This window comes from Paracoccus maritimus, assembly GCF_025195095.1.
In the GTDB taxonomy this organism is placed as follows: domain Bacteria; phylum Pseudomonadota; class Alphaproteobacteria; order Rhodobacterales; family Rhodobacteraceae; genus Paracoccus; species Paracoccus maritimus.
This window is the reverse complement of sequence record NZ_JANAVZ010000001.1, coordinates 629,714-650,288: the sequence shown is the minus strand read 5'-3', so window position 1 is coordinate 650,288 and position 20,575 is coordinate 629,714. Positions and strand designations below refer to the sequence as shown.

Below are 20,575 nucleotides of genomic sequence, written 5' to 3'. Positions count from 1 at the left end.
AAATTCAGTTGGGCATTTAACTGGCGACGCGCGGCGATTCAAGCCCGCACCGGAAAAGCACCCGCCGGACACACGACATGCACAGCGCGTACACCGACAACGCACGCCGCGTTAACACAACCGAAACGACTGCCGCCGAGCGACCCTGCCGATCAATATCGCCTGGCAATTCGAGACATGTATGGAGGCCTGGCAGGGGCAGGGGGACTCGAACCCACGACCCTCGGTTTTGGAGACCGATGCTCTACCAACTGAGCTATACCCCTGCAGCGCAGCCCTGATAGGGTTTGCGACGCGCGCCGTCAAGCACACAATCGGCGACTGATGACGCCGGGCGTGCACCGGGCAGGAATCACTAGATCCAGCCGCCGATATTGTCGCGGATGACAGACATCATCACCTCGATATGAGCCGGGTCGTCGTTCAGGCACGGGATATAGGTGAAGTCCTTGCCGCCTGCGTGTTCGAAACTTTCGCGGATCTCTCCGTTGATCTCTTCCAGGGTTTCGATGCAGTCTGCCGCAAAGGCGGGCGAGACCACCGCGATATCGGTGACGCCCTGTCGGGCCAGTTCGGCGACATGTTCGACGGTATAGGGACGCAGCCATTCCTCGCGGCCGAAGACCGACTGGAAGGTGGTGTCGATCACGCCGTCGGGCCAGCCAAGCTCCTGTTGCAGAAGGCGCGAGGTCTTCTGGCACTGGCAGTGATAGGGATCGCCCTGCATCAGGTATCGCCGTGGCATGCCGTGATAGGACGCGACCAGACGTGACGGCACCCTGTCCCCCAGGGTCCGGCGGACCGAACCCGCCAGCGCCGCGATATAGTCGGGCCGGTCGAAATAAGGATCACAGGTCCGCACCGAAGGTTGCCAGGTCTGTTCCATCAGCGCCCTGAACAACTGGTCGTTCGCGGTCGCCGAGGTCGGCGCGGCGTATTGCGGATACAGCGGCAGGAACACGATCCGCCGACAGCCGGCCTTCACCATCCGATCCAGCACATCCGAGGTCGAAGGATTGCCATAGCGCATGCAGAATTCGACCATCACTTTGTCGCCCCATTCGGCCTGGGCGCGGTCGCGCAGCGCCGCCGTCTGATCGCGGGTGATCGTCATCAGCGGGCTTTCGCCCTTGTCTTCGTTCCAGATCAGCTTGTAGTTCGCGCCGGAACTGAACGGTCGCTTGGTCAGGATGATGCCCTGCAGGATCGGCTGCCATTTCCAGCGCGGCAGGTCGATCACCCGGCGGTCGGACAGGAATTCATTCAGATAGCGACGCATAGACCAGTAATCATAGCCGTCGGGCGTGCCCAGATTGGCGATCAGGATGCCGGTTCTGGCGGGCTGGATCGCGGGGTGATCGGCGGGCGCGTGGTCTGGCGTCATGGCTTGTTCCTGATTTCGTTCAGCGCATCGGCTAGGCGGGTCTTGGCAGAGCCGGGCCGCAGCGGTTTGGGCTGCGATTCGGACGGGGCCCATCCGGTCAGAAAGACCAGATCGAAGGTCGTTGCGACACGGGACGGATCGTCGCGGTCGGGATGATGTTCGGCCATGATCGCGGCGGCGCGGGCAAACACCTCGCGCCGTGTCGGACGGCGCAGGCGGGCGGCCATGGCGTTGCCCTCGCCCATGGCGCGCAAGTCGCGCGCGAGATGGATCAGGTCGCGATAGCTGGCACGCTGGCTGACCAGGTCGGCGACCGGCAGCGCCAGCCCGGCACGTCCCAGCAGCGCGCCCATGTCGCGGATCTCGCCCATCGGCAGGATGCGGGGCGACAACCCGCCCGTGACTTCCGCCTCGGCCTGCGCCAGAACCTGGCGGACCTCGTGCAAGGTCTGGCCGCCAAGACAGGCGGCGATGAACAATCCGTCTTCGCGCAGGGCGCGTGCCGACTGCACGATCTGTCCAACCGGGTCGTCCGCCCAGTGCAGCGACATGGCGTGAATCACAAGATCATGCGCGCCGGGACGCAGATCCAGCACCGGATCATCGGCCACGATCCTCGCATCCGGGAAGCGCGCGCGCCAGAAATCGGGAAATCCCGTCACCAGGGCGGTTTGCGTAAACGATCTGTTAATCTCGGCCAGCCTATCGTGGATCTCGTCCGCGGCAAGGCGGTGCAGCACATCGGCATGGCCCGCGCGGATCGCGCGCCGGCGCTGACGCTTCAGCGCCGCGCGGTCGGTCAGGACAGGGCGATCGGTGGCAGAGGGGGCTTCCATGGGGATGCAACATAGGGTGCTTCGCAGGGCGATGAAAGGCGCGCTGGCACTGCTGTATCCGCCGCAATGCATCGGTTGCGGCGTGCCCGTCGCGGGCAGCGCCGAAGACGACACGGGGCTGTGTCCGGATTGCTGGCGCGAGACCCGCTTCATCACCGGCACCGCGTGCAACCGCTGCGGCGCCCCGCTGCCCGATGATGGCACCTGCCGCACCGACGACGAATCGCTGATCTGCGACGATTGCCTGGCGATCGCGCGTCCCTGGCGGCACGGCCGCGCGGCGATGGTCTATTCCGGCACGGGTCGCAGCCTGATCCTGTCGCTGAAACATGGCGACCGGCCCGACCTGGCGCCCTTTCTGGCGGGCTGGCTGTCCCGTTCGGCCGCGCCGCTCGTGCGGCCGGGCATGGTCGTCGCGCCGGTCCCGCTGCATCTTCGGCGGCTGATGAAGCGGCGCTACAACCAGGCGGCACTGGTCTCGGCGCATCTGGCAAGGTTACGCGGGCTGCAACATATGCCCGATCTGCTGATCCGCCACCGCCACACGCAGGGTCAGGACCATCGCAATGTCAGCGACCGTTTTGCCAATATCGCCGGTGCGCTGGGGGTGAACCCGCGCCGCAGCGCGCGGATCGAAGGCCGGGCGGTGCTGCTGGTCGACGACGTTATGACCTCGGGCGCGACGCTGGCCGCAGCCGCCGAGGCGCTGCTGGCGGCTGGTTCGGGTCCAATATCGGTCGCGGTTCTGGCGCGCGCGGTCAAGGATGACTAGATTTGTCCCTGGAACCTGATGACCGGAACGCCATGACCCAGAAACCTACAGTCGAAATCTACGCCACCCGCACCTGCCCGTTCTGCATCGCTGCCAAGGCGCTGCTGGATCGCAAGAATGTCAGCTATGCCGAGATCGATGTCGGCGCCGAACCCGAACGCCGGGCCGAGATGATGCAGCGCGCCCACGGCAAGCGCACGGTGCCGCAGATCTTTGTCGGCGAAACCCATGTCGGCGGCAGCGATGAATTGCACGCGCTGGAGCGCGCCGGCAAGCTGGACCCGCTGCTGCAGGGCAAAGCGGCATGACCGGCGGCGACATGTTGAAGGTCGGGCTGGTCCAGCTGAACGTCAGCGACGATCCGATCGCGAATCTGTCGCAGACCATTCCGCTGATCCGGCAGGCGGCTGCCGAGGGTGCGCAGCTGGTGCTGACGCCCGAGGCGACGAATATCCTGTCGCCGGATCGCAAGCGTCAGGAGGCGGTGCTGCATGTCCAGGCCAAGGATCCGACCCTGTCGGCATTGCGATCCGAGGCGCGCGCCGCCGGGATCTGGCTGCTGATCGGATCGCTGGCGCTGAAATCCGGCGATGGCGACCGTTTCGTCAACCGCAGCATCCTGATCGATCCCGACGGCGAGGTCGCGGCCAGCTATGACAAGCTGCACATGTTCGACGTGAAAATTTCCGAGACCGAGCAATATCGCGAGAGCGCCGCCTATCGCCCCGGCGATCGGGCGGTGGTGACCAAGGCGGCAGGTGTGCCGGTGGGGTTGACGATCTGCTATGATCTGCGGTTCCCGCATCTTTACCGCAAGCTGGCGCAGGCCGGTGCGCGGATCCTGACGGTGCCCTCGGCCTTCAGCCCGACAACCGGCGCCGCGCATTGGGAGGTGCTGATGCGCGCGCGCGCCATTGAGACCGGCTGCTTTGTGCTGGCCCCCGCGCAATGCGGCACGCATGACGCGCCGCACAGCCCCGATCGAGTGCCGCGCCGCAGCCACGGGCACAGCCTTGCCGTCGATCCCTGGGGCAAGGTGCTGGCTGACGGGGGCGTGACGCAAGGTCTGAGCATGGTCGAGCTTGACCTTGGGGCAGTTGACAGGGCACGGTCGCGCATTCCCTCGCTGACCCATGACAGGCCGTTCGACGGCCCGTGAGACCTTGCCCAGACAATGAACAAGCCCGTGACAGACATCGAGAAACCGCAATCGACCGACCGGCTGGCCGCAAGCCTGTTCGCCGAGGTGCTGATTGCCGATCAGCTGTCACGCAACCTGATCAGCAAGGCGCTGCCGCGCGGCATGCAGATCTCTCATTTCTCGGTGCTGAATCTGCTGGCGCATGTGAACGAGGAACGCACCCCCGCCCAGTTGGCCGAGGCGTTCCACGTCACACGCGGCGCGATGACCAACACGCTGTCGCGGCTGGAATGGGCCGGGCATGTTCATATCCGCCCGGATTGGGACGACGCGCGGCGGAAATTCGTGTCGATCAGCCCGGCGGGTCGCGCGGCGCGGGATGCGGCAATCGCCGCGTTCATGCCGCTGATTGCCGAAGTGGTGCGCGATATCGGGGCGGATCGGGTGCGCGGCGCGCTGCCGGTGTTGCGGGAACTGCGCATCCGGCTTGAGGGCGGGCCGGACTGAGGTTGGCCGGTCAGGTCGGGCGCCGCGCCGTCAGGATATAGTTGACCGACAGATCGCGGTCCGACAGGTGCCACCCGAAACCGATCGGGTTGAAGACCATGCCGCGCCGATCCACGACATTGCAGCCTGCCGTTGCGGCCATCGCGGCCAGTTCGTCCGGCTTGATGAAGCGTGCCCAGTCATGCGTGCCCCTGGGCAGCCAGCGCATGATCCATTCGGCCCCGATGATCGCCGCGCCGAAGCTTTTCGCGGTGCGGTTCAGTGTGGACATGATTACCAGTCCGCCGGGACGCAGCAGATCGCGGCAGGTGGCGATGAAGGCCCCCGGATCGGCGACATGTTCCACGATCTCAAGCGCCATAACAACATCGAACCGCTCGCCCGCATCTGCCAGTGCCTCGGCGGTCGTGGCGCGATAGTCGATCGCAAGGCCCTGCTGGTCGGCGTGAAGCCCGGCGACTGCGATATTGCCCTGGGCGGCGTCCGCACCCACGACATCGGCGCCCAGACGCGCCATCGGTTCCGCGACAAGGCCACCGCCGCAGCCGATATCCAGAATACGCAGCCCATCGAATGGCCGGGCGCCCTTGCGATCGCGGCCAAACTCGGCCGCGATCTGGGTGGCGATGTAATCCAGACGCACCGGGTTCATCAGGTGCAACGGCCTGAACTTGCCCTTGGGATCCCACCATTCTGCGGCCATCGCCTCGAACTTGGCAATTTCGTCGGGGTCGATGCTGGTCATGCTTCGGTCCTTCTGGCAGGCGCTGTCGGTTGTGTCTATACTGGTCGGATGGACCGAATGGCAGGGCAAATCTCCGCGACACATGGCCGCCTGCACCCGGCGGACGATCCCTTCGACCGCCGCATCCTGAATGTGGGCGACGGACATCGTCTGTATATCGAGCAATGCGGCAATCCGGAGGGACGGCCGGTGCTTGTGCTGCATGGCGGGCCTGGTGGCGGATGCAGCCCGTTCATGCGCAGGTTCTTCGATCCGGCCCATTTCCGGATCGTGCTGTTCGACCAGCGCGGCTGTGGCCGGTCGCGGCCCACCGCATCGGTCGAGGCGAACACGACGCAGCATCTGGTCGCCGATATCGAACGCATCCGCGCCGATCTGGACATCCCGGCCTGGCTGCTGTTCGGCGGCAGCTGGGGCGCAACGCTGGCGCTGGCCTATGCCGAGGCGCAACCCGACCATGTCACCGGACTGGTGCTGCGGGGGGTCTTTCTTGGCCGGCAACGCGAGCTGGACTGGTTCTATGGCGGCGGCGCGGCGCGGTTCTTTCCCGATCTGTGGGCGCGGTTTCAGGATCCCATCCCCGAGGCGGAGCGCCACGACATGATCGGCGCGTATCATCGCCGCCTGTTTTCGGAAGACGCGGGACGGCAGGGCCGCTATGCCCTGCCCTGGCTGATGTGGGAAAACGCGCTGGCGGGCCTGCAATCGGCACCGGTCAGCCACGCGCCCGCCGAATATGCCCGCGCCTTCGCCCGGCTAGAGAATCATTATTTCAGCAACCAGTGCTTTCTGGAGGAAGGTCAGCTTCTGCGTGACCGCCACCGGATCGAACATTTGCCCGCGGTGATCGTTCAGGGCCGCTATGACATGGTGTGCCCGCCCGGAACCGCGCATGAGTTGGCCGAGGGCTGGCCGGGCTGCGAATTGCGGATCATCCCCGCATCGGGTCACGCCCTGTCCGAACCGCGCATCTCGTCGGAACTGGTCCGGGTCATGGACACGATCCGCGACGACGATCTGCGCGACGGTTCGGCCAGCGCCGGTTCAGCGTGACAGCGAGGCCAGCGGCAGGCTGAAATTGCGCACAAGCCCCGAGGCCGCACCGCCGCCGGTGATCTGCCCTTCAAGAGGCCCTGCCACCAGAAGATCGATCAGCTGCGATCCGAAACCCGGCGCGGAGGGATCGGTCGATATTTCGGCATCGCCACCCGTCGTGTCCGGATCGGTCGACGTTTCCGACCAGTCCAGTTGCAGCGAATTGCCCCCCAGCCGCCATCCGATCGCCAGCCGCCCGCCGCCATCGCGCAGCGCGCCGTATTTTGCGGCGTTCGTGATCATTTCGTGAAAGACCAGCGCCAGAGTCGCTGCGGCGCGTGGCCCCAGATCGATCTGCGGCCCTTGAAAATCCAGCGACAGGCCCGGCCGCTGATAGGGCGCGGTCAGGGTTTCGATCAGCCGGTCAAGCGGGACGCTGCCAGCCGCCAACTTGTCAGACGCCACGCTCGGCGCGATCAGCCCGTGCGCCGCCGATAACGCCTGAAGGCGCTGTTCAATCTCGGCCGCCAGAGCATCCGCGTCATCTTCGTGCGCGCGCCGGCTGATGCGGACGATGGCCGACACCACGGTGAAAAGATTTTTCACGCGGTGGTTCATCTCGGACAGCAGCAACTGCCGCGCGGCCGCGGCATGCCGCAGCGCAAGTTCGCTTTCGACCATTGCGGCCAGGCTGTGCATCGAATCGATCTGATCCTCGGACCAATCCCGGGACGAGGTGTCGATGGCGCACAGCGAACCGATAGCCTGGCCGTCGGGCGCATGGATCGGCACGCCCAGATAGGCGCTGACCTTCAGGTCGTGCACAGCACCGTTGTCGCGTAGCAGCGGGCTTTGCAGCGCATCCGACACGACCAGCGGGGCATCGCGGCTGACGACATACTGACAAAGCGAATGGCTGAGCGGGGTCTGGCGGGATTCGGCGACACCGTCGGGCAAGCCCGCCTGCGCCTTGAAGAACTGCCGCGTCTCATCGACCAGAGAGAAAAGCCCGACAGGCGCTCCGGTCAGGCGTGACGCCAGCCGGATCACCCGGTCGAACGTCTCCTCGGGCAGACTGTCCATCAGGTCGGACGCTTTCAGCGACGCCAGCCGCGCAGGGTCTGAAAGCCTGCCGCGATGATCGTCCGGCGCGGTGTCGAGGGGGGTGTCGGGCAGGCTCAATTCCGGCGTCCTTGTTGCAAGCGCATCAGGCTAGATCAGTTTCGCGGGGCAACGCAAGCCGGGCGGCGGCGCCCCCACACCAGATGCGAATGTCCGCTGTGCCGGTGCGATGTCTGCGGGCTGTCAGTTGCCGCCGCCCTCGGCGGGCAGGTCGGGTGCCTCACCCTGCGGCTGTGCGGCGGGCGGGGTTTCCGCCGCAGCGTCGTCAGCCTCGATCAGCCGGTTGTCCTGCCATTCGCCCGAGGCGACCTGCCCCGTCGCATAGCGCATCACGCCTTGGCCCTGCCGCTTTCCCGCAACGAAGTTCCCTTCATAGCGGTCGCCATTGGCATAGGTGGCGACCCCGTCTCCGTCGATCTCGCCATCCTTCCAGCCGCCCTCGTACACGAAACCGTCGGGGGTGGTCAGCTTGCCCTGCCCCGCCCTGAGACCGTTCGCGAAGCTGCCGGTATAGACGGTGCCATCCGGATAGGTCGCCTGGCCGTCGCCATGCCGCTGGCCGTCTTTCCACGCCCCGGTATAGACGTAGCCGTCGGGATAGGACATCCGGCCCTGACCGTCGTTGCGGGCGTTCCGGAAACTGCCTTCATAGACCATGCCGTTGGCATAGGTGGCCTTGCCCTCGCCCTCGATCACGCCTGCGTTCCACTGGCCCTCATAGGTCGATCCGTCGGGATAGGTGATCTTGCCCGTGCCGTCGGGCCGGTCGTCCTTCATCTGACCGACATAGACCGAACCGTCGGGATAGGTGATCCGGCCGCTGCCCTCCATCCGGCCCTCGACCCAGTCGCCGGTATAGACATAACCATCGGTGCCGGTGAACGTGCCGGTGCCGTGGCGACGGTCGGCACTGAACTGGCCGTCATAGACATCGCCGTTGGCATAGGTCGCAATGCCCTGCCCCTCGCGCTTGCCCGCCACCATCCGGCCCTCGTAGCGGTCGCCCGACGCCTGAACCAGAACGCCGGTGCCCGACATCTGGCCCGCCGACCAGATCCCGTCATAGGTCATCCCGTCGGCCATGGTCAGCTTGCCGCGCCCGGCACGCTGCCCGGCCAGCATGCCGCCTTCATAGATCGACCCGTCGGGATAGGTGATCCGGCCCTGGCCTTCCTTGACCCCGGCATTCCAGTCGCCTTCGTATTTGTAGCCATTCGGCTGGGTCAGCACGCCTTTGCCCTGGTGCAGGCCCTTGACGAACTGTCCCTTGTAGACGCTGCCATTGGCATACTGCGCCTCGCCCTCGCCGGTGATCTCGCCGCCGATCCAGTCGCCTTCATAGGTGCCGCCATCGCCATAGGTGATCTTGCCCTTGCCGTCGGGCTTGCCGCCGGCGAACTGGCCGACATAGACCGATCCGTTCGGGAAGGTCGCGGTGCCCTGCCCCATGATCTGACCATCGACCCAATCGCCCTCGTAGCGATAGCCATTGGGCAGAGTATAGCTGCCCTGACCGTGCTGGCGGCCATTGCGGAACGTGCCTTCATAGACGCCGCCATCGTCGTATTTCTTGGTGATGACCTGCGCATCGGCCACAGTCGTGGTCGTGAATATGGCCAGCGCCGCCAAACCTGCCCGAAATGCTGCCTTCATCAACCCGCACCCTTCGTCTTTTGCCTCATGGTCTATCGCAACCGGACGTCACGCGCAAAGCCCGACTTTTCCTTTCAGGAATGATCCCCTATCACGGATGCGAAAACACAGGGGGCCCTGCCATGACCGACCGTTTCCGCCTGACCATCGGGCAGTTGAACGCCACCGTCGGCGACCTGTCTGGCAATGCCCGCAAGGCACGCGAGGCGTGGCAGACCGCGCGTCAGGCCGGCGCCGACATGCTGGCGTTGCCGGAAATGTTCATCACCGGCTATCAGACCCAGGATCTGGTGCTGAAGCCGGCCTTCACCCAGAAGGCGATGACCGCCGTCATGGCGGTGGGCGAGGCCTGTGTGGACGGCCCCGCCATCGGTATCGGCGGTCCTTGGCGCGATGGGGACAAGCTGTATAACGCCTATTTCGTCTTCAGGAACGGCAAGCTGGTGGCCCGCGTCCTGAAGCATCACCTGCCCTACAAGCAGTTGTTCGACGAATTGCGCCTGTTCGACAGCGGCCCGATCAGCGGACCCTATGTCGTCGGCGATGCCCGGATCGGCAGCCCGATCTGCGAGGACAGCTGGTATCCCGACGTGGCCGAGACGCTGGCCGAGACCGGCGCCGAGATTCTGGTGGTGCCCAATGGCAGCCCCTATCACCGCGAAAAACTGGATCTGCGCATGGGTCACATGGTGGGGCGCGTGGTCGAGACCGGCCTGCCGCTGGTCTATGTGAACATGGTGGGCGGGCAGGACGATCAGCTTTACGACGGCGCCAGCTTCGTGCTGAACCCGGGCGGCAAGAAGGTGGTCCAGCTTCCGCCCTTCGAGGAAGCGATCGCGCATGTCGATTTCATCCGCAGCGCCGAGGGTTGGCAGGCGCAGCCCGGCCTGATGGCCACCCAGCCCGATGCCTGGGAACAGGATTATCACGCGATGATGCTGGGCCTGCGGGAATATCTGCGCAAGTCGGGCTTCAGCAAGGTCGTTCTGGGCCTGTCGGGCGGCATCGATTCCGCGCTGGTCGCGACCATCGCCGCCGACGCGATCGGGCCAGACAATGTGCGCTGCGTCATGCTGCCGTCGGAATACACGTCTCAGGGCAGTCTGGACGACGCCGCCGATTGCGCAACGCGACTTGGCACACGTCTGGACACCGTCCATATCGAGGGTGCGCGCGACGCCGTGGCCGATGCGCTGGCGCATCTGATGGAGGGGACCCAGCCCGACACGACCGAAGAGAACATCCAGTCGCGCCTGCGTGGCGTGATGCTGATGGCGCTGTCGAACAAGTTCAACGAGATGCTGCTGACCACCGGCAACAAGTCCGAGGTCGCGGTGGGCTATGCCACCATCTATGGCGACATGGCGGGCGGCTATAACCCCATCAAGGATCTGTACAAGACACGGGTGTTCGAAACCAGCCGCTGGCGAAACGCCAATCACCGCGACTGGATGATGGGCCCCAAGGGCGAGGTGATCCCGCCGCAGATCATCAGCAAGCCCCCCTCGGCCGAGCTGCGCCCAGACCAGAAGGACGAGGATTCGCTGCCCCCCTACGAGGTGCTGGATGCGATCCTTGAAGGATTGGTCGAAAAGGATCTGGCGCTGAAGGATCTGGTTGCCCAGGGCTTCGACGCCGAAACCGTGAAACAGGTCGAAAAGCTGCTGTATATCAGCGAATGGAAACGCTATCAGGCCGCCCCCGGACCGCGCATTTCCACCAGGGCGTTCTGGCTGGATCGCCGCTATCCGCTGGTCAATCGCTGGCGGGACGAATTGTAGCATCTGCGGCGCGGCCCGGAATCGGGCCGCACGCGCGGGCCCGATCAGACGAACTGCAGATCGTCGAAATCCTTCACGCCGTGAATGACGATCAGATCCGCATCGTCGCCCACGGTCAGTTGCAGCGTTCTGCCATGAACCGCGACCGATGTGATCCCGGCGTCTCCGATATCGATCCTGTCCAGGTCGTCATGGTCGCGGATTTTCAGCACGCTGGTCTGCTCATCAGAGATTTCGTCCACAAAGACGAACTGGTCGGCACCCTTGCCGCCGAACAGGACGGCGCCATCGCCCTGTCCATGGATCAGGTCGTCGCCCGCGCCGCCACGGATCGTATCGGCCCCCAGTCCGCCACGCAGGCTGTTGTCACCGCCATCACCGCGGATCACGTCGTCGCCTTGGCCGCCGATCACGTTCTCGATCGATTTGAGCGTGCCAAGTCAGGCTGTCCTGAAGAGCATCGCCGTCGCCCAGCATCTGCACCGCATCGGCGTCGTTATCCAGATCATAGCTCCACGCCCCGCTTGTGGGGTCGAAGGTGAACCGGCCATAGTCGCCGCACAGGGATGGCGGCGTTTGAAAGCCGGCCTGTCCCTGATCCTCGTCCGCGATCGTCAGCAGGCCGCCCGTGGTCGTATGGCCGTCCTCGGCGACCCGCCCGGCTGCGTCTCCGCCAATCGAGGCCGGGTCATCGACATCATTGATCGTCACGCTGATCGACTGGCGGGCCGCGCCTGCCCCATCGTTGGCCTGAACGATCACGTCATAGATGTTGTCCTGATCGGAATCGGTCGGCGCTTCGTAATTCGGGGCCGTGTTGAAACGAAGCGCTCCGGTCTTGGCGTCGATGGAAAACGCCGCCGCGTCGGAGCCCCCTGCAACCGCATAGCTTGGCAAGGCGCCCTCGGGGTCGAAGGCCGTGATGGTCGTCACGGCCTGCGTATTTTCGCCCATCTGCAGGGACAGGCTGGCAGCGCCGTCACCCGAGGTGATGATCGGCGCGTCGTCATCGCTGCCGGTGATCATCACCTCGACCTCTTGCGTGGCGACGCCGCCATGATCGTCGGTGATGGTGACCAGGAAATGCTCGATCCGCGCTTCGCCCGGCGCAAGGAAATCCACGGCGCGGCTGTCCACTGTATAGGTCCAGTTGACCGCGCCGCCCGTGCCGTCGCCCGTCGTGTCGGCGTGCAAGGTGACGTCAAGCCCCCCAAGCGCATCGGTCGTCAGCGCGCTGGCCGTGACTGAATGCGTCGCGTCGATATCGTTGTCCGCAAAGCCGAACGCCCCTGCCGTGGCCAGCACCCCCGCATCACCCCGCAACTCGGTCACTTGCCCCGGTGTGGTCCAACGCGCGTCCAGCGAAAAGCCAAGGGTCGCCGCCGCGACATCCTGCAGGGGGGCGACTTCGGATACCGTGATGCCCAGATCAGCCGCCGCACGTTCCTGCGCCCCGAGCGCGCGCGGATCGACGCCGGTGATCGTGCCGAACAGGGTCAGGCTGCTGAGATAGGATCCGTATTTGCTGGCATGCAGATTATCGTCCCACCACAGATCAACCTTGCCGTCGCTGCCCGCATCGGGCGCATAGGGATCGCGCGTCGCAACACCCTGCTGAACCGCCAACAGGAACGCCTCGCCCACCGGCGCCACCTCCCTGAAGATCGGATTGGCCTCGGCCAGACCGCGATAGGCGTCGCGCAGATCGTCTGTCATGTCCTCGAGCGACAGATAGTATTCCGGGGCAGAGACCTCGAAGGTGGTCACTTCTCCGGTTTCCTCGTCGGTCGAACGCTCAAGCGCACCAAGGACCAGATCAGGTCGCGCCCAGGTTTCGTAAAGATAGACCTGCGTGACGAGGTTCGCGTTGGCGTTGGCGGCGATCTCGCCATCCGCCGCGCCCGTGGTCGCATATTCGGCCAACTTGACCGCGTAGGTGTTGAACGACGCCAGGTTCGGGTTCTCTGCCCCTGCAGTTTCGAAACTATCGGCGCCGGTCACGGTGAAGTCCCCGGACGGCAGCGTCGCGGATCCGCTGACCTCGAAACCGACAGTCAACGCATCGGTCGCCGCGCCACTGCGGTGAAATTCGTAGACCAGATTGCCGTCGCCATCCTCATAAACCGTCGCCGAGGCAAGGTTCATCGTGATGTTGGGCAGGGAGGGATCCGTCTCGGGGTCTAGATCGTCGTTCAGGATCGTCGCGGCGACCGGACCAAGGGTGCCGACGTTATAGCCGTCGCTGTCGGCCAGGCTGAGGCGGATCGATTCATCTGCCTCGATCTGGGTGTCCGGGCGGGGGTCCAGGGTAAAGGTGACCGAACTTGCGCCCGCAGGGATGACGACCGATCCGCCACCCGCGTTGGATATGGTCACGTTCTTCGGCGATCCACTGGTCCTGCGATCAGCTGCCGGGCAAGATTCAGCATCCCGTCCCGCAGCATCGCGGCGCGGTAGGTGGCGTGCATGTCCTGGCTGGAACGACCGGCATGGATCAGCGTCACCTCGACCCCGCCCCGTTCGAACAGCAACGGCTCGAAGGTGATGACGGTGCCCGGACGTTCGGCATCGGGTGCGTTGCCGTTCGCGATGACCGCGTCCAGCGCCTTGCCGTTCGCGGGCGCTAGTTCAGTGTCCAGCAAGCCTTCTTCGCTGCTGATCACGATGCTGGCCTTGTTGATCTCGCCCAGCCAGAAGAATTCGTCGCGTTCGGCCGCCTGCTGGGTTTGCGCGGTCGCGATGCCGGGCAGGCAGGCGAATGCGCCGGCCAGCAGCACTCCTGTCATGCCTTGGCGGAAAGCTGGTGCCGTCTCACTAGGGCGTTTCATCGTTTCTATTCCCTCAACGATTGATTCGCTGTTGTCAGACCGTCGGCAAAGAAGCGGCTGCGGGCCGTCCGACCCGCAGCCGCGTTTCAGTCTGTCATGTCGCGTTGACCCGCTGACCTCGCATGGCGCGCTGCAGAACGAACAGACCTGCGGCCACCGCCAGCCCGATGGCGTCCGTCAGCCAGCCCCCGTCGACCATCGCCAGAGCGGCAGCCAGCAGCACCGCGCGCAGAACGATGTTCAGCCGACCGAAATAATAGCCGATCACCGATGCAGACAGCAGGAACATCCCCAGCATCGCCGATACGAAGACATGCAGGATGTCGATCCATTCGCCCTGCATCAGCAGTTCATGCGACGAAAAGAACATGAACGGCACGATGAAGGCGGCAAGCCCAAGGCGGAAAGCCTCGAACGAGGTCTTCATCGGGTCCGACCCCGCAAGCCCCGCCCCCGCATAGGCGGCGAGCGCGACCGGCGGTGTGATCGCCGACATGACGGCATAGTAGAAGACGAAGAAATGCGCGACCAGAACCGGGATGCCCAAAGATACCAGCCCAGGCGCGACGACTGCCGCGGCCACGGCATAGGCGGCCGTGGTCGGCATGCCCATTCCCAGCAGGATCGAGATGCACATCGCAAAGAACAGCGCCAGAAGCTGGCTTTGATCGGCGATGCTCAGCAGCAGGGTCGAGAAACGCGCGCCTACGCCCGTCAGCGCGATGACACCGACGATCACTCCGGCGGCGGCACAGACCGCAACCATCTGGATCGACATGCGCGCCCCCAGATCAAGCGCGTGCAGGATCTGGCGCGGTCCCATCCGGTGCGGGGTAAGCCAGCTGACCACGGCTGCCGACACCATCGCCAGCGTGCCGGCACGAATGACCGAATACCCCGCAAACAGCGTATAGATCAGGATGATGATAGGCAGGAACAGATAGACCTGACGGACCAGCACGGCGAATTTCGGTAGTTCGGACCGGGGCAGCCCCTTCATGTCCAGCTTCAGCGCCTGCAGATCGACCATGAAGTAGACCGAAATGAAATACAGCACCGCCGGGATGATCGCGGCCACGACGATTTCCGTGTAGGGAATGCCCGTGACCTCGGCCATGATGAACGCACCGGCCCCCATGATCGGCGGCAGGATCTGCCCACCCGACGACGCGGTCGCCTCGATGGCGGCGGCCGATCTGGCCGGATAGCCCACCCGCTTCATCAGCGGAATGGTCAGCGACCCGGTCGAGACGACATTGCCCGCCGAGGTGCCGTTGATCATGCCCATCAGGCCGCTGGCAAAGACGGCGACCTTGGCCGGTCCGCCGCGCGCCTGACCGGCGGCGGCGAAGGCGAAGTTAACGAAGTAATCGCCCACCTTCGATGCCTGCAGGAAAGCCGCGAAGACGATGAACAGGATGATATAGGTCGAAGACACCGCGATCGGCGCCCCCAGGATCCCCTGATCGGTGAAGATATAGGTGAAGAAGCGCGAGGCGTTATAGCCACGGTGGTTCAGGAACCCCGGCAGCCACGGACCCAGGAACGAATAGGCGATGAACACGCTGACGATCACCACCAGCACAAGCCCGGTCAGGCGTCGCGTCAGTTCAAGGATCAGGATCACGCCGGCGATGGCGGCATACATATCACCCGGCTGCGCCATCCCGGTGCCCGCGCGAAGGCGCAGGGCCCCGACAACGAACAGGATATAGCCAAGCACCGCGATCGACGCGATGCCCAGAAGCCAGTCCCCTTCGTAGATCCGGTTGCGATCGCGACCAGAGTAAACCCAGCCCGCCACCAGCGCGGCAATCGTTCCGACAAGCAGCGGAATGCCGAAACTGTTGAAGATGAAGGCGGAGGGATTGGCCATGCCTGCGAACCAGCGTCCAAGCCAGGCATAGGCGATCATCGCAAAGGCATATCCCACCCCTGCCAGCGCCAGTGCCAGCAGCGCCTTTTCAGGCATGCCGCGGTCCGACAGCTTGCCCGCCGCACCGGTCGCCTCATCGGATTGCGTCAGCGCCGAATAACCCAGGAAGCCGATCACGAGACCGCCGGTGACATGGATCAGTCGATAGGCCCATGTCTCCATCGGAAACAGGTTCATGACCAGAATATGGAAAAGCGTATAGGCGATGCACAGCGCGGCGAAGACGAGGCCGTTTCGCCCCCGCAGGTCGCGTTGCGTCGGGGTCAGTGGTTCGTCATCCACGCCCTGCGCGATGACGGGTGACTGGGTGGGCTCGGGATGAGACATCTGCCGCTCCGTTGCAAAAGGGTATCGCCGTGCCGCGCCCTGTGGGCGGCATCGTGGCTGCGCGGACAATCGCCGCAAATTACTGGAAGGTTTGGTGGGGATGCCCCGTCATCCGGGGCATCCTTGCCGCCTTACGGACGCAGTTCGTCCGGGATCTCGATGCCGGCTTCGTCGAAATAGCGCACCGCGCCGGGATGATAGGGCAGGAAGCTGTTCTGACCGACATTCTCGGGTAGGGTTTCGGCCGCTGCCGCGTGGATCTGAACCATCGCCTCGTTGTTTTCCATCACAAGCTTGGTGATCTCATAGGCCAGGCTCTCGGGCATTTCAGCCGAAGCGGTGGCAAAGTTCCACATCGCCACGGTCCCGTGCGCCGGGGTGTCCGGATACAGGTCCGCCGGAATATCGAAGGCCGAAACCTCGGGCATCGCCTCAAGGATCTGGTCGCGCTGCTCGTCGGTGAACCCGAAGATGTTCACCGGGTTTTCTGCGGCAATCTGCGAGAAGGCCGAGATCGGCACGCCAGCGGCAAACGAGAAGCCATCGATCAGACCGTCCTTGACCTGCCCGGTCGAGTCACTGGCGCCTGCATAGCTGATGTTCGGGCTGACACCGATCACCTCGAAGAAGCGCGGCCAATAGGTGGCAGCGGTGCCGCCGGCCGGACCGACCGAGACGCGCTTGCCGTCCAGCTTGGACACGTCGTCGATGCCCGTGGATTGCAACGCAACGGCCTCGAACGGGGTCTGGTACATCGGGAACAGCGCGCGCAGCTGCTTGTGTTCCACACCAGGCGCAAGTTCGCTTTTGCCGGTCCAGGCCTCGTGTGCCGGTCCCATGGTCAGCAGACCGACCTGATGATCACCGGTTTCCACCAGAGTGGCGTTCTGAACCGGGCCGCCCGTCACCTCGGCCGAGGCGTTGACGCCCAGGTTCTGACTGATCAGCGCCGCAAGTCCGGTCCCGTAGATGAAATAGGTGCCGCCCTGGCTGGCGGTGCCGATGGTCATGCTGCTAGGCCAGTCCGCGCGATCTTCCTGTGCGACGGCCGGCTGAAAGATCATCAGCGCGGCGGCGGCGGCAAAGGCGAGACGATAGGTTTGCATGAATTTCCTCCCTCTATGCATCCTCTCCGCGGGCCATGCCCGTGGGATGCACAGTTGAAAGCACCTTGCACAGTTTTGTCGCAAACCTTGCTAGCGCCACCGAAGCCCAAAAAACGCCGCCGCACCGCAGCAATGGGTGGAAAAGGTGACATCGCTTCGCAGGCATGTTCCCTGCGGACCGCATCAGTCGTCGGTTTCGTCGGCGTCCAATCCGAACCGGGTCTTGTCGATCCCGTATTTCTGCATCTTTTCGTAAAGCGATTTTCGCGACAGCCCCAGTGATTCGTAGACCGGTTTCAACTTGCCGCCATGGTTCAGCAACGCCGCCGCGATCACGTTCCGCTCGAACGCGGCGACCTGATCTGCCAGGCGCATCGGTTGTTCGTCTTCCCCGTCCAAGGGTTGCAGCGCGATGCCCATCGCATAGCGATCGGCGGCATTTCGCAGTTCGCGGACATTGCCCGGCCAAGGCCGCGAGTTGATGTCACTGATGACCCTGGGCGACAGCGGCGGCGGTTCGCAACTGTATCGTCCGGCGGCCTCTTGCACCAGCTTGCTGAACAGAAGCGGAATATCTTCCTGCCGGTCGGTCAGGGGCGGAACCGTCAAGGTCACGACGTTCAACCGATACAGCAGATCGGGCCTGAAATTGCCCGCCGCGACCTCTTCTTCCAGCGGCTTTCGGGATGTGGCCATGAACCGCACGTCCAGCGGCCGTTCATCGTGCGAGCCAAGCCGGGTGATCACACGCTTTTCCACCGCCCGCAGGAATTTTCCCTGTACCTGGGTCGGTAACGAGCCGATCTCGTCCAGCAGGATCGTTCCGCCCTGCGCATGTTCCAGCTTGCCGTATCTTTCGCGCAGGGCACCGGCAAAGGCGCCGGCCTCGTGCCCGAACAGTTCGGATTCGATCAGGCTTGCCGGCAACGCAGCGCAGTCGATCGCAACGAATGGCTTGGTTGCCCGCGACGACAGATCGTGCAGCGCACGCGCCACCACTTCCTTGCCGACGCCGGTCTCGCCGACGATCAGCACGTCTGCCTCGGTCGGTCCGATGGTGCGCATCCTGCGCCGAAGATCAATCATCAGGCTGGAACGCCCGATCAGCCGCTGTTCCAGATCGTCATTTTGTCCGGCGGCGGCGCGCAGCACCCGGTTTTCCAGCAGCACGCGCCTGAATTCCATCGCGCGGGCGGCGATTTCGGTCAGATGCGTGGTCTTGAAGGGTTTCTCCAGAAAATCATAGGCGCCGTCGCGCATCGAGCGAACGGCAAGCTGCACGTCCCCGTGCCCTGTCACAAGGATCACCGGAATTTCGGCATCAATCTCGGCCACGCGGTTCATCAGGCTTAGCCCGTCAAGGCGGGGCATGCGGATGTCGGTGATCACGATGCCCCGAAACCCGAAGCTGAGCAGATGCAGCGCCGACTGCGCATCGGAATGATCCTCGACCTCGAAGCCTGCCAGATCCAGGGCCTGCGCCATGGAAAGCCGGAAATCATCCTCGTCGTCGATCAGCAGCACACGGCCTTTCATGGCGATTCTTCGTCCTCTGGTCTTGCCGCTTTCAACTCTATCTCGAATATGGCGCCGCCTGACGGCGCATCGCGCAACCGCAGTTCGCCATCGAAATCCCGTATGATGTTATACGAGATGGACAGGCCAAGCCCCAGTCCCTGTCCGACACCCTTGGTGGAAAAGAACGGATCGAAGATCCGCTCCTGTAGATCCGGCGGAATTCCCGGCCCGTTGTCGATGATGCTTACCAGCACGTTTTCACCCTTGTCGGCGGCCGCGATTACAATTCTCGCATCAGGGGTTTCGCGCAGCGCATCCAGCGAATTTGCCAGCAGATTGACCATTACCTGCTGCAGGCGGACGGGTTCTGCCATGACCCACAACTGATCGGGAACACCATCTGAATCGATGCGGATGGCCGACCCTTTCAGCCGCCACGAGATCACCTCGACGCTTTCGCCGACCAGGGCGGCCAGATCGACGGGACCAAGTTGCTGCCGGGGCTTACGTGCGAAATTGCGAAGCGTGCGGCTGATTTCGGTCATGCGATCGGTCAGGCCAAGAATACGCGTGATGTTCTTGCGCGCCTCATCCCACCGGTCGCGCTCGATATAGCTTTCGGCGTTTTCGGCAAAGTTCCGTATCGCCCCCAGAGGTTGGTTGAACTCATGGCTCAGCGCCGCCGACATCTGTCCCAACGCGGCCAGCTTGGCCGATTGCACCAATCGGCGCTGCGTGCGGCGCAGCTCGGTCTCGGTCGCGCGGCGTTCTGTGACCTCGTCGCGCAGACGCGCGTTGACCGATGCCAGTTCCGCGGTCCGTTCCTGCACGCGTTGTTCCAGAAGCGCCTGCGTCGCCCGCTGATACTGGGTCAGTTCGCGCTGCCTGTTCCGGCGCTGCATGACGACCCCCAGCCCAAGCGTGACGAACGCGATCGCAAGAACCGCCAGCAAGACCATCGTCCATGCCTGCGAACGGGCCAGGGCGGTATCGACCAGCACCCGCACGGTCCATCCGGCATCCTGCATCTGTTGCGCGATGACCAGAAAGCGGCGCGAACTGCCGCCATCATCCACGGTCACCAGTTCATCGCCGTCATAGCTGCCGGTCACGCGCAAGGGCAGAACACCGATCTGAGCGTCGGCATAACGCTGCACTTCGCGGGATCGCTGCAACGCCTCGATGCTAAGGGGTGCCAGCGACGAATAGGACCAGTCCTGCCGGGCCGACAGAAAGATGATCCCCTCGGGGTCGGTCACGATGATCTCGTATTCCGCCGCGCGCCAGCTTTCCTCCAGAAGGTCCAGATCGATCTTCTGCGCTATGACACCCGTGATCGCGCCACCCTGCCGGATCGGCGCGGCGAAATAATAACCGCGCCGCTGTGACGTGGTTCCCAAGCCATAGAAACGCCCGAATCCGCCCTGCAGGGCATCCGCGAAATAGGGCCGATAGGAAAAGTTCTGCCCCGTGAAGGGAACATCCGAATCGTAGTTGCTGGCGGCCACCGTCAGCCCGTCGGTGTTCATCACGTAAAGATCGGACGACCCAAGCAGCGTGTTGACCGATTGCAGGTAGGCATTCGCGGCCTGAACGACATCGCTATCGGCAGGGTCCGAGACGACCCGTCGCACCAGATCCTGCTGCGCCAGCAATTGCGGCAACCGTTCGTATCGGGCCAACTCGCCATTCAGCGTGGCGACGACCAGACGCATCGTATTTTCGCCGCGCGCCTTGCTGTCCGACAGATAGTATTTCGTCAGTGGCCCGATGCCGAACACGGAAACGGCAAGGCACAGCGCGATGCAGCACGCGAACAGAACCACCCTTTGGTCGGGCACAGCCTCGTCGCGCTTCATCGCGGGCAACGTCATCTCTTGGATC

18 protein-coding genes and 1 tRNA gene are annotated in these 20,575 nt (G+C 64.2%); 6 read left to right on the top strand and 13 right to left on the bottom strand.

The window, feature by feature from the left end; translation table 11 throughout:
* Positions 1-190 precede the first annotated feature (190 nt).
* From MU516_RS03040 to MU516_RS03030, 3 genes are all read right to left on the bottom strand, one after another.
* Positions 191-266 (bottom strand) — tRNA-Trp (locus tag MU516_RS03040).
* An 89-nt stretch (positions 267-355) separates the two neighbouring features.
* Positions 356-1,384, bottom strand: a complete 1,029-nt coding sequence (hemH, locus tag MU516_RS03035) for a ferrochelatase (RefSeq protein ID WP_260275703.1) — start codon at positions 1,382-1,384, stop codon at positions 356-358.
* Positions 1,381-2,220, bottom strand: coding sequence for a methyltransferase domain-containing protein (locus tag MU516_RS03030; RefSeq protein ID WP_260275702.1), 840 nt, complete (start codon positions 2,218-2,220; stop codon positions 1,381-1,383). Before MU516_RS03030 ends, hemH begins: the two co-directional genes overlap by 4 nt.
* Here MU516_RS03030 and MU516_RS03025 point away from each other — a divergent pair.
* The 4 genes from MU516_RS03025 to MU516_RS03010 are packed head-to-tail and all read left to right on the top strand — an operon-like array spanning position 2,219 to position 4,640.
* The gene (locus MU516_RS03025) at positions 2,219-2,992 is read left to right on the top strand and encodes a double zinc ribbon domain-containing protein (RefSeq protein WP_260275701.1); all 774 of its coding nucleotides are present in this window, start codon (positions 2,219-2,221) and stop codon (positions 2,990-2,992) included. The genes MU516_RS03030 and MU516_RS03025 overlap by 2 nt on opposite strands.
* 32 nt (positions 2,993-3,024) lie before the next feature.
* Positions 3,025-3,300, top strand: a complete 276-nt coding sequence (gene grxC, locus MU516_RS03020; protein WP_260275700.1) for a glutaredoxin 3 — start codon at positions 3,025-3,027, stop codon at positions 3,298-3,300.
* Positions 3,297-4,151, top strand: coding sequence for a carbon-nitrogen hydrolase family protein (locus MU516_RS03015; protein ID WP_260275699.1), 855 nt, complete (start codon positions 3,297-3,299; stop codon positions 4,149-4,151). The genes grxC and MU516_RS03015 overlap by 4 nt, the downstream gene beginning before the upstream one ends.
* Positions 4,152-4,178: 27 nt before the next feature.
* Entirely contained in the window at positions 4,179-4,640 is a 462-nt protein-coding gene (locus MU516_RS03010) for a MarR family winged helix-turn-helix transcriptional regulator (protein WP_425606796.1), read from the top strand.
* A 10-nt stretch (positions 4,641-4,650) separates the two neighbouring features.
* Here the strand turns inward: MU516_RS03010 and ubiG are convergent, their stop codons facing one another.
* Positions 4,651-5,385 (bottom strand): bifunctional 2-polyprenyl-6-hydroxyphenol methylase/3-demethylubiquinol 3-O-methyltransferase UbiG, encoded by a 735-nt coding sequence (ubiG, locus tag MU516_RS03005; protein ID WP_260275698.1) that lies wholly within the window; start codon positions 5,383-5,385, stop codon positions 4,651-4,653.
* Between the two features lie 48 nt (positions 5,386-5,433).
* On the opposite strand from ubiG, the gene pip reads away from it, so the two are divergent.
* A complete protein-coding gene (pip, locus tag MU516_RS03000) occupies positions 5,434-6,438 on the top strand; it encodes a prolyl aminopeptidase (protein ID WP_260275697.1) in 1,005 nt (334 codons plus the stop codon).
* Here the strand turns inward: pip and MU516_RS02995 are convergent.
* Both MU516_RS02995 and MU516_RS02990 read right to left on the bottom strand, forming a co-directional pair.
* Positions 6,430-7,602: a GAF domain-containing protein gene (locus MU516_RS02995; RefSeq protein WP_260275696.1), complete on the bottom strand. Its 1,173-nt coding sequence runs from the start codon at positions 7,600-7,602 to the stop codon at positions 6,430-6,432. The two genes, pip and MU516_RS02995, sit on opposite strands and share 9 nt — an antisense overlap.
* Before the next feature lie 123 nt (positions 7,603-7,725).
* The gene (locus MU516_RS02990) at positions 7,726-9,195 is read right to left on the bottom strand and encodes an MORN repeat-containing protein (RefSeq protein WP_260275695.1); all 1,470 of its coding nucleotides are present in this window, start codon (positions 9,193-9,195) and stop codon (positions 7,726-7,728) included.
* Between the two features lie 122 nt (positions 9,196-9,317).
* On the opposite strand from MU516_RS02990, the gene MU516_RS02985 reads away from it, so the two are divergent.
* On the top strand, positions 9,318-10,976 hold the full coding sequence (locus MU516_RS02985) for an NAD+ synthase (RefSeq protein WP_260275694.1): 1,659 nt from the start codon (positions 9,318-9,320) through the stop codon (positions 10,974-10,976).
* Positions 10,977-11,020: 44 nt separating this feature from the next.
* Here the strand turns inward: MU516_RS02985 and MU516_RS02980 are convergent, their stop codons facing one another.
* The 7 genes from MU516_RS02980 to MU516_RS02950 all read right to left on the bottom strand — a co-directional run bounded on the left by MU516_RS02980 (position 11,021) and on the right by MU516_RS02950 (position 20,565).
* Positions 11,021-11,365: a calcium-binding protein gene (locus MU516_RS02980; RefSeq protein ID WP_260275693.1), complete on the bottom strand. Its 345-nt coding sequence runs from the start codon at positions 11,363-11,365 to the stop codon at positions 11,021-11,023.
* Entirely contained in the window at positions 11,352-13,352 is a 2,001-nt protein-coding gene (locus MU516_RS02975) for a VCBS domain-containing protein (protein ID WP_260275692.1), read from the bottom strand. The genes MU516_RS02980 and MU516_RS02975 overlap by 14 nt, the downstream gene beginning before the upstream one ends.
* Positions 13,349-13,804 carry a lyase family protein gene (locus MU516_RS02970; RefSeq protein WP_260275691.1) on the bottom strand — a complete coding sequence of 152 codons (456 nt, stop codon included), beginning with the start codon at positions 13,802-13,804 and terminating at the stop codon, positions 13,349-13,351. The genes MU516_RS02975 and MU516_RS02970 overlap by 4 nt, the downstream gene beginning before the upstream one ends.
* A 94-nt stretch (positions 13,805-13,898) precedes the next feature.
* A complete protein-coding gene (locus MU516_RS02965) occupies positions 13,899-16,067 on the bottom strand; it encodes a TRAP transporter permease (RefSeq protein ID WP_260275690.1) in 2,169 nt (722 codons plus the stop codon).
* 131 nt (positions 16,068-16,198) lie between these two features.
* Positions 16,199-17,173 (bottom strand): TAXI family TRAP transporter solute-binding subunit, encoded by a 975-nt coding sequence (locus MU516_RS02960; protein ID WP_260275689.1) that lies wholly within the window; start codon positions 17,171-17,173, stop codon positions 16,199-16,201.
* 183 nt (positions 17,174-17,356) lie between these two features.
* Positions 17,357-18,709: a sigma-54-dependent transcriptional regulator gene (locus MU516_RS02955; RefSeq protein WP_260275688.1), complete on the bottom strand. Its 1,353-nt coding sequence runs from the start codon at positions 18,707-18,709 to the stop codon at positions 17,357-17,359.
* Positions 18,706-20,565, bottom strand: coding sequence for a sensor histidine kinase (locus MU516_RS02950; protein WP_260275687.1), 1,860 nt, complete (start codon positions 20,563-20,565; stop codon positions 18,706-18,708). Before MU516_RS02950 ends, MU516_RS02955 begins: the two co-directional genes overlap by 4 nt.
* Positions 20,566-20,575: the final 10 nt, after the last annotated feature.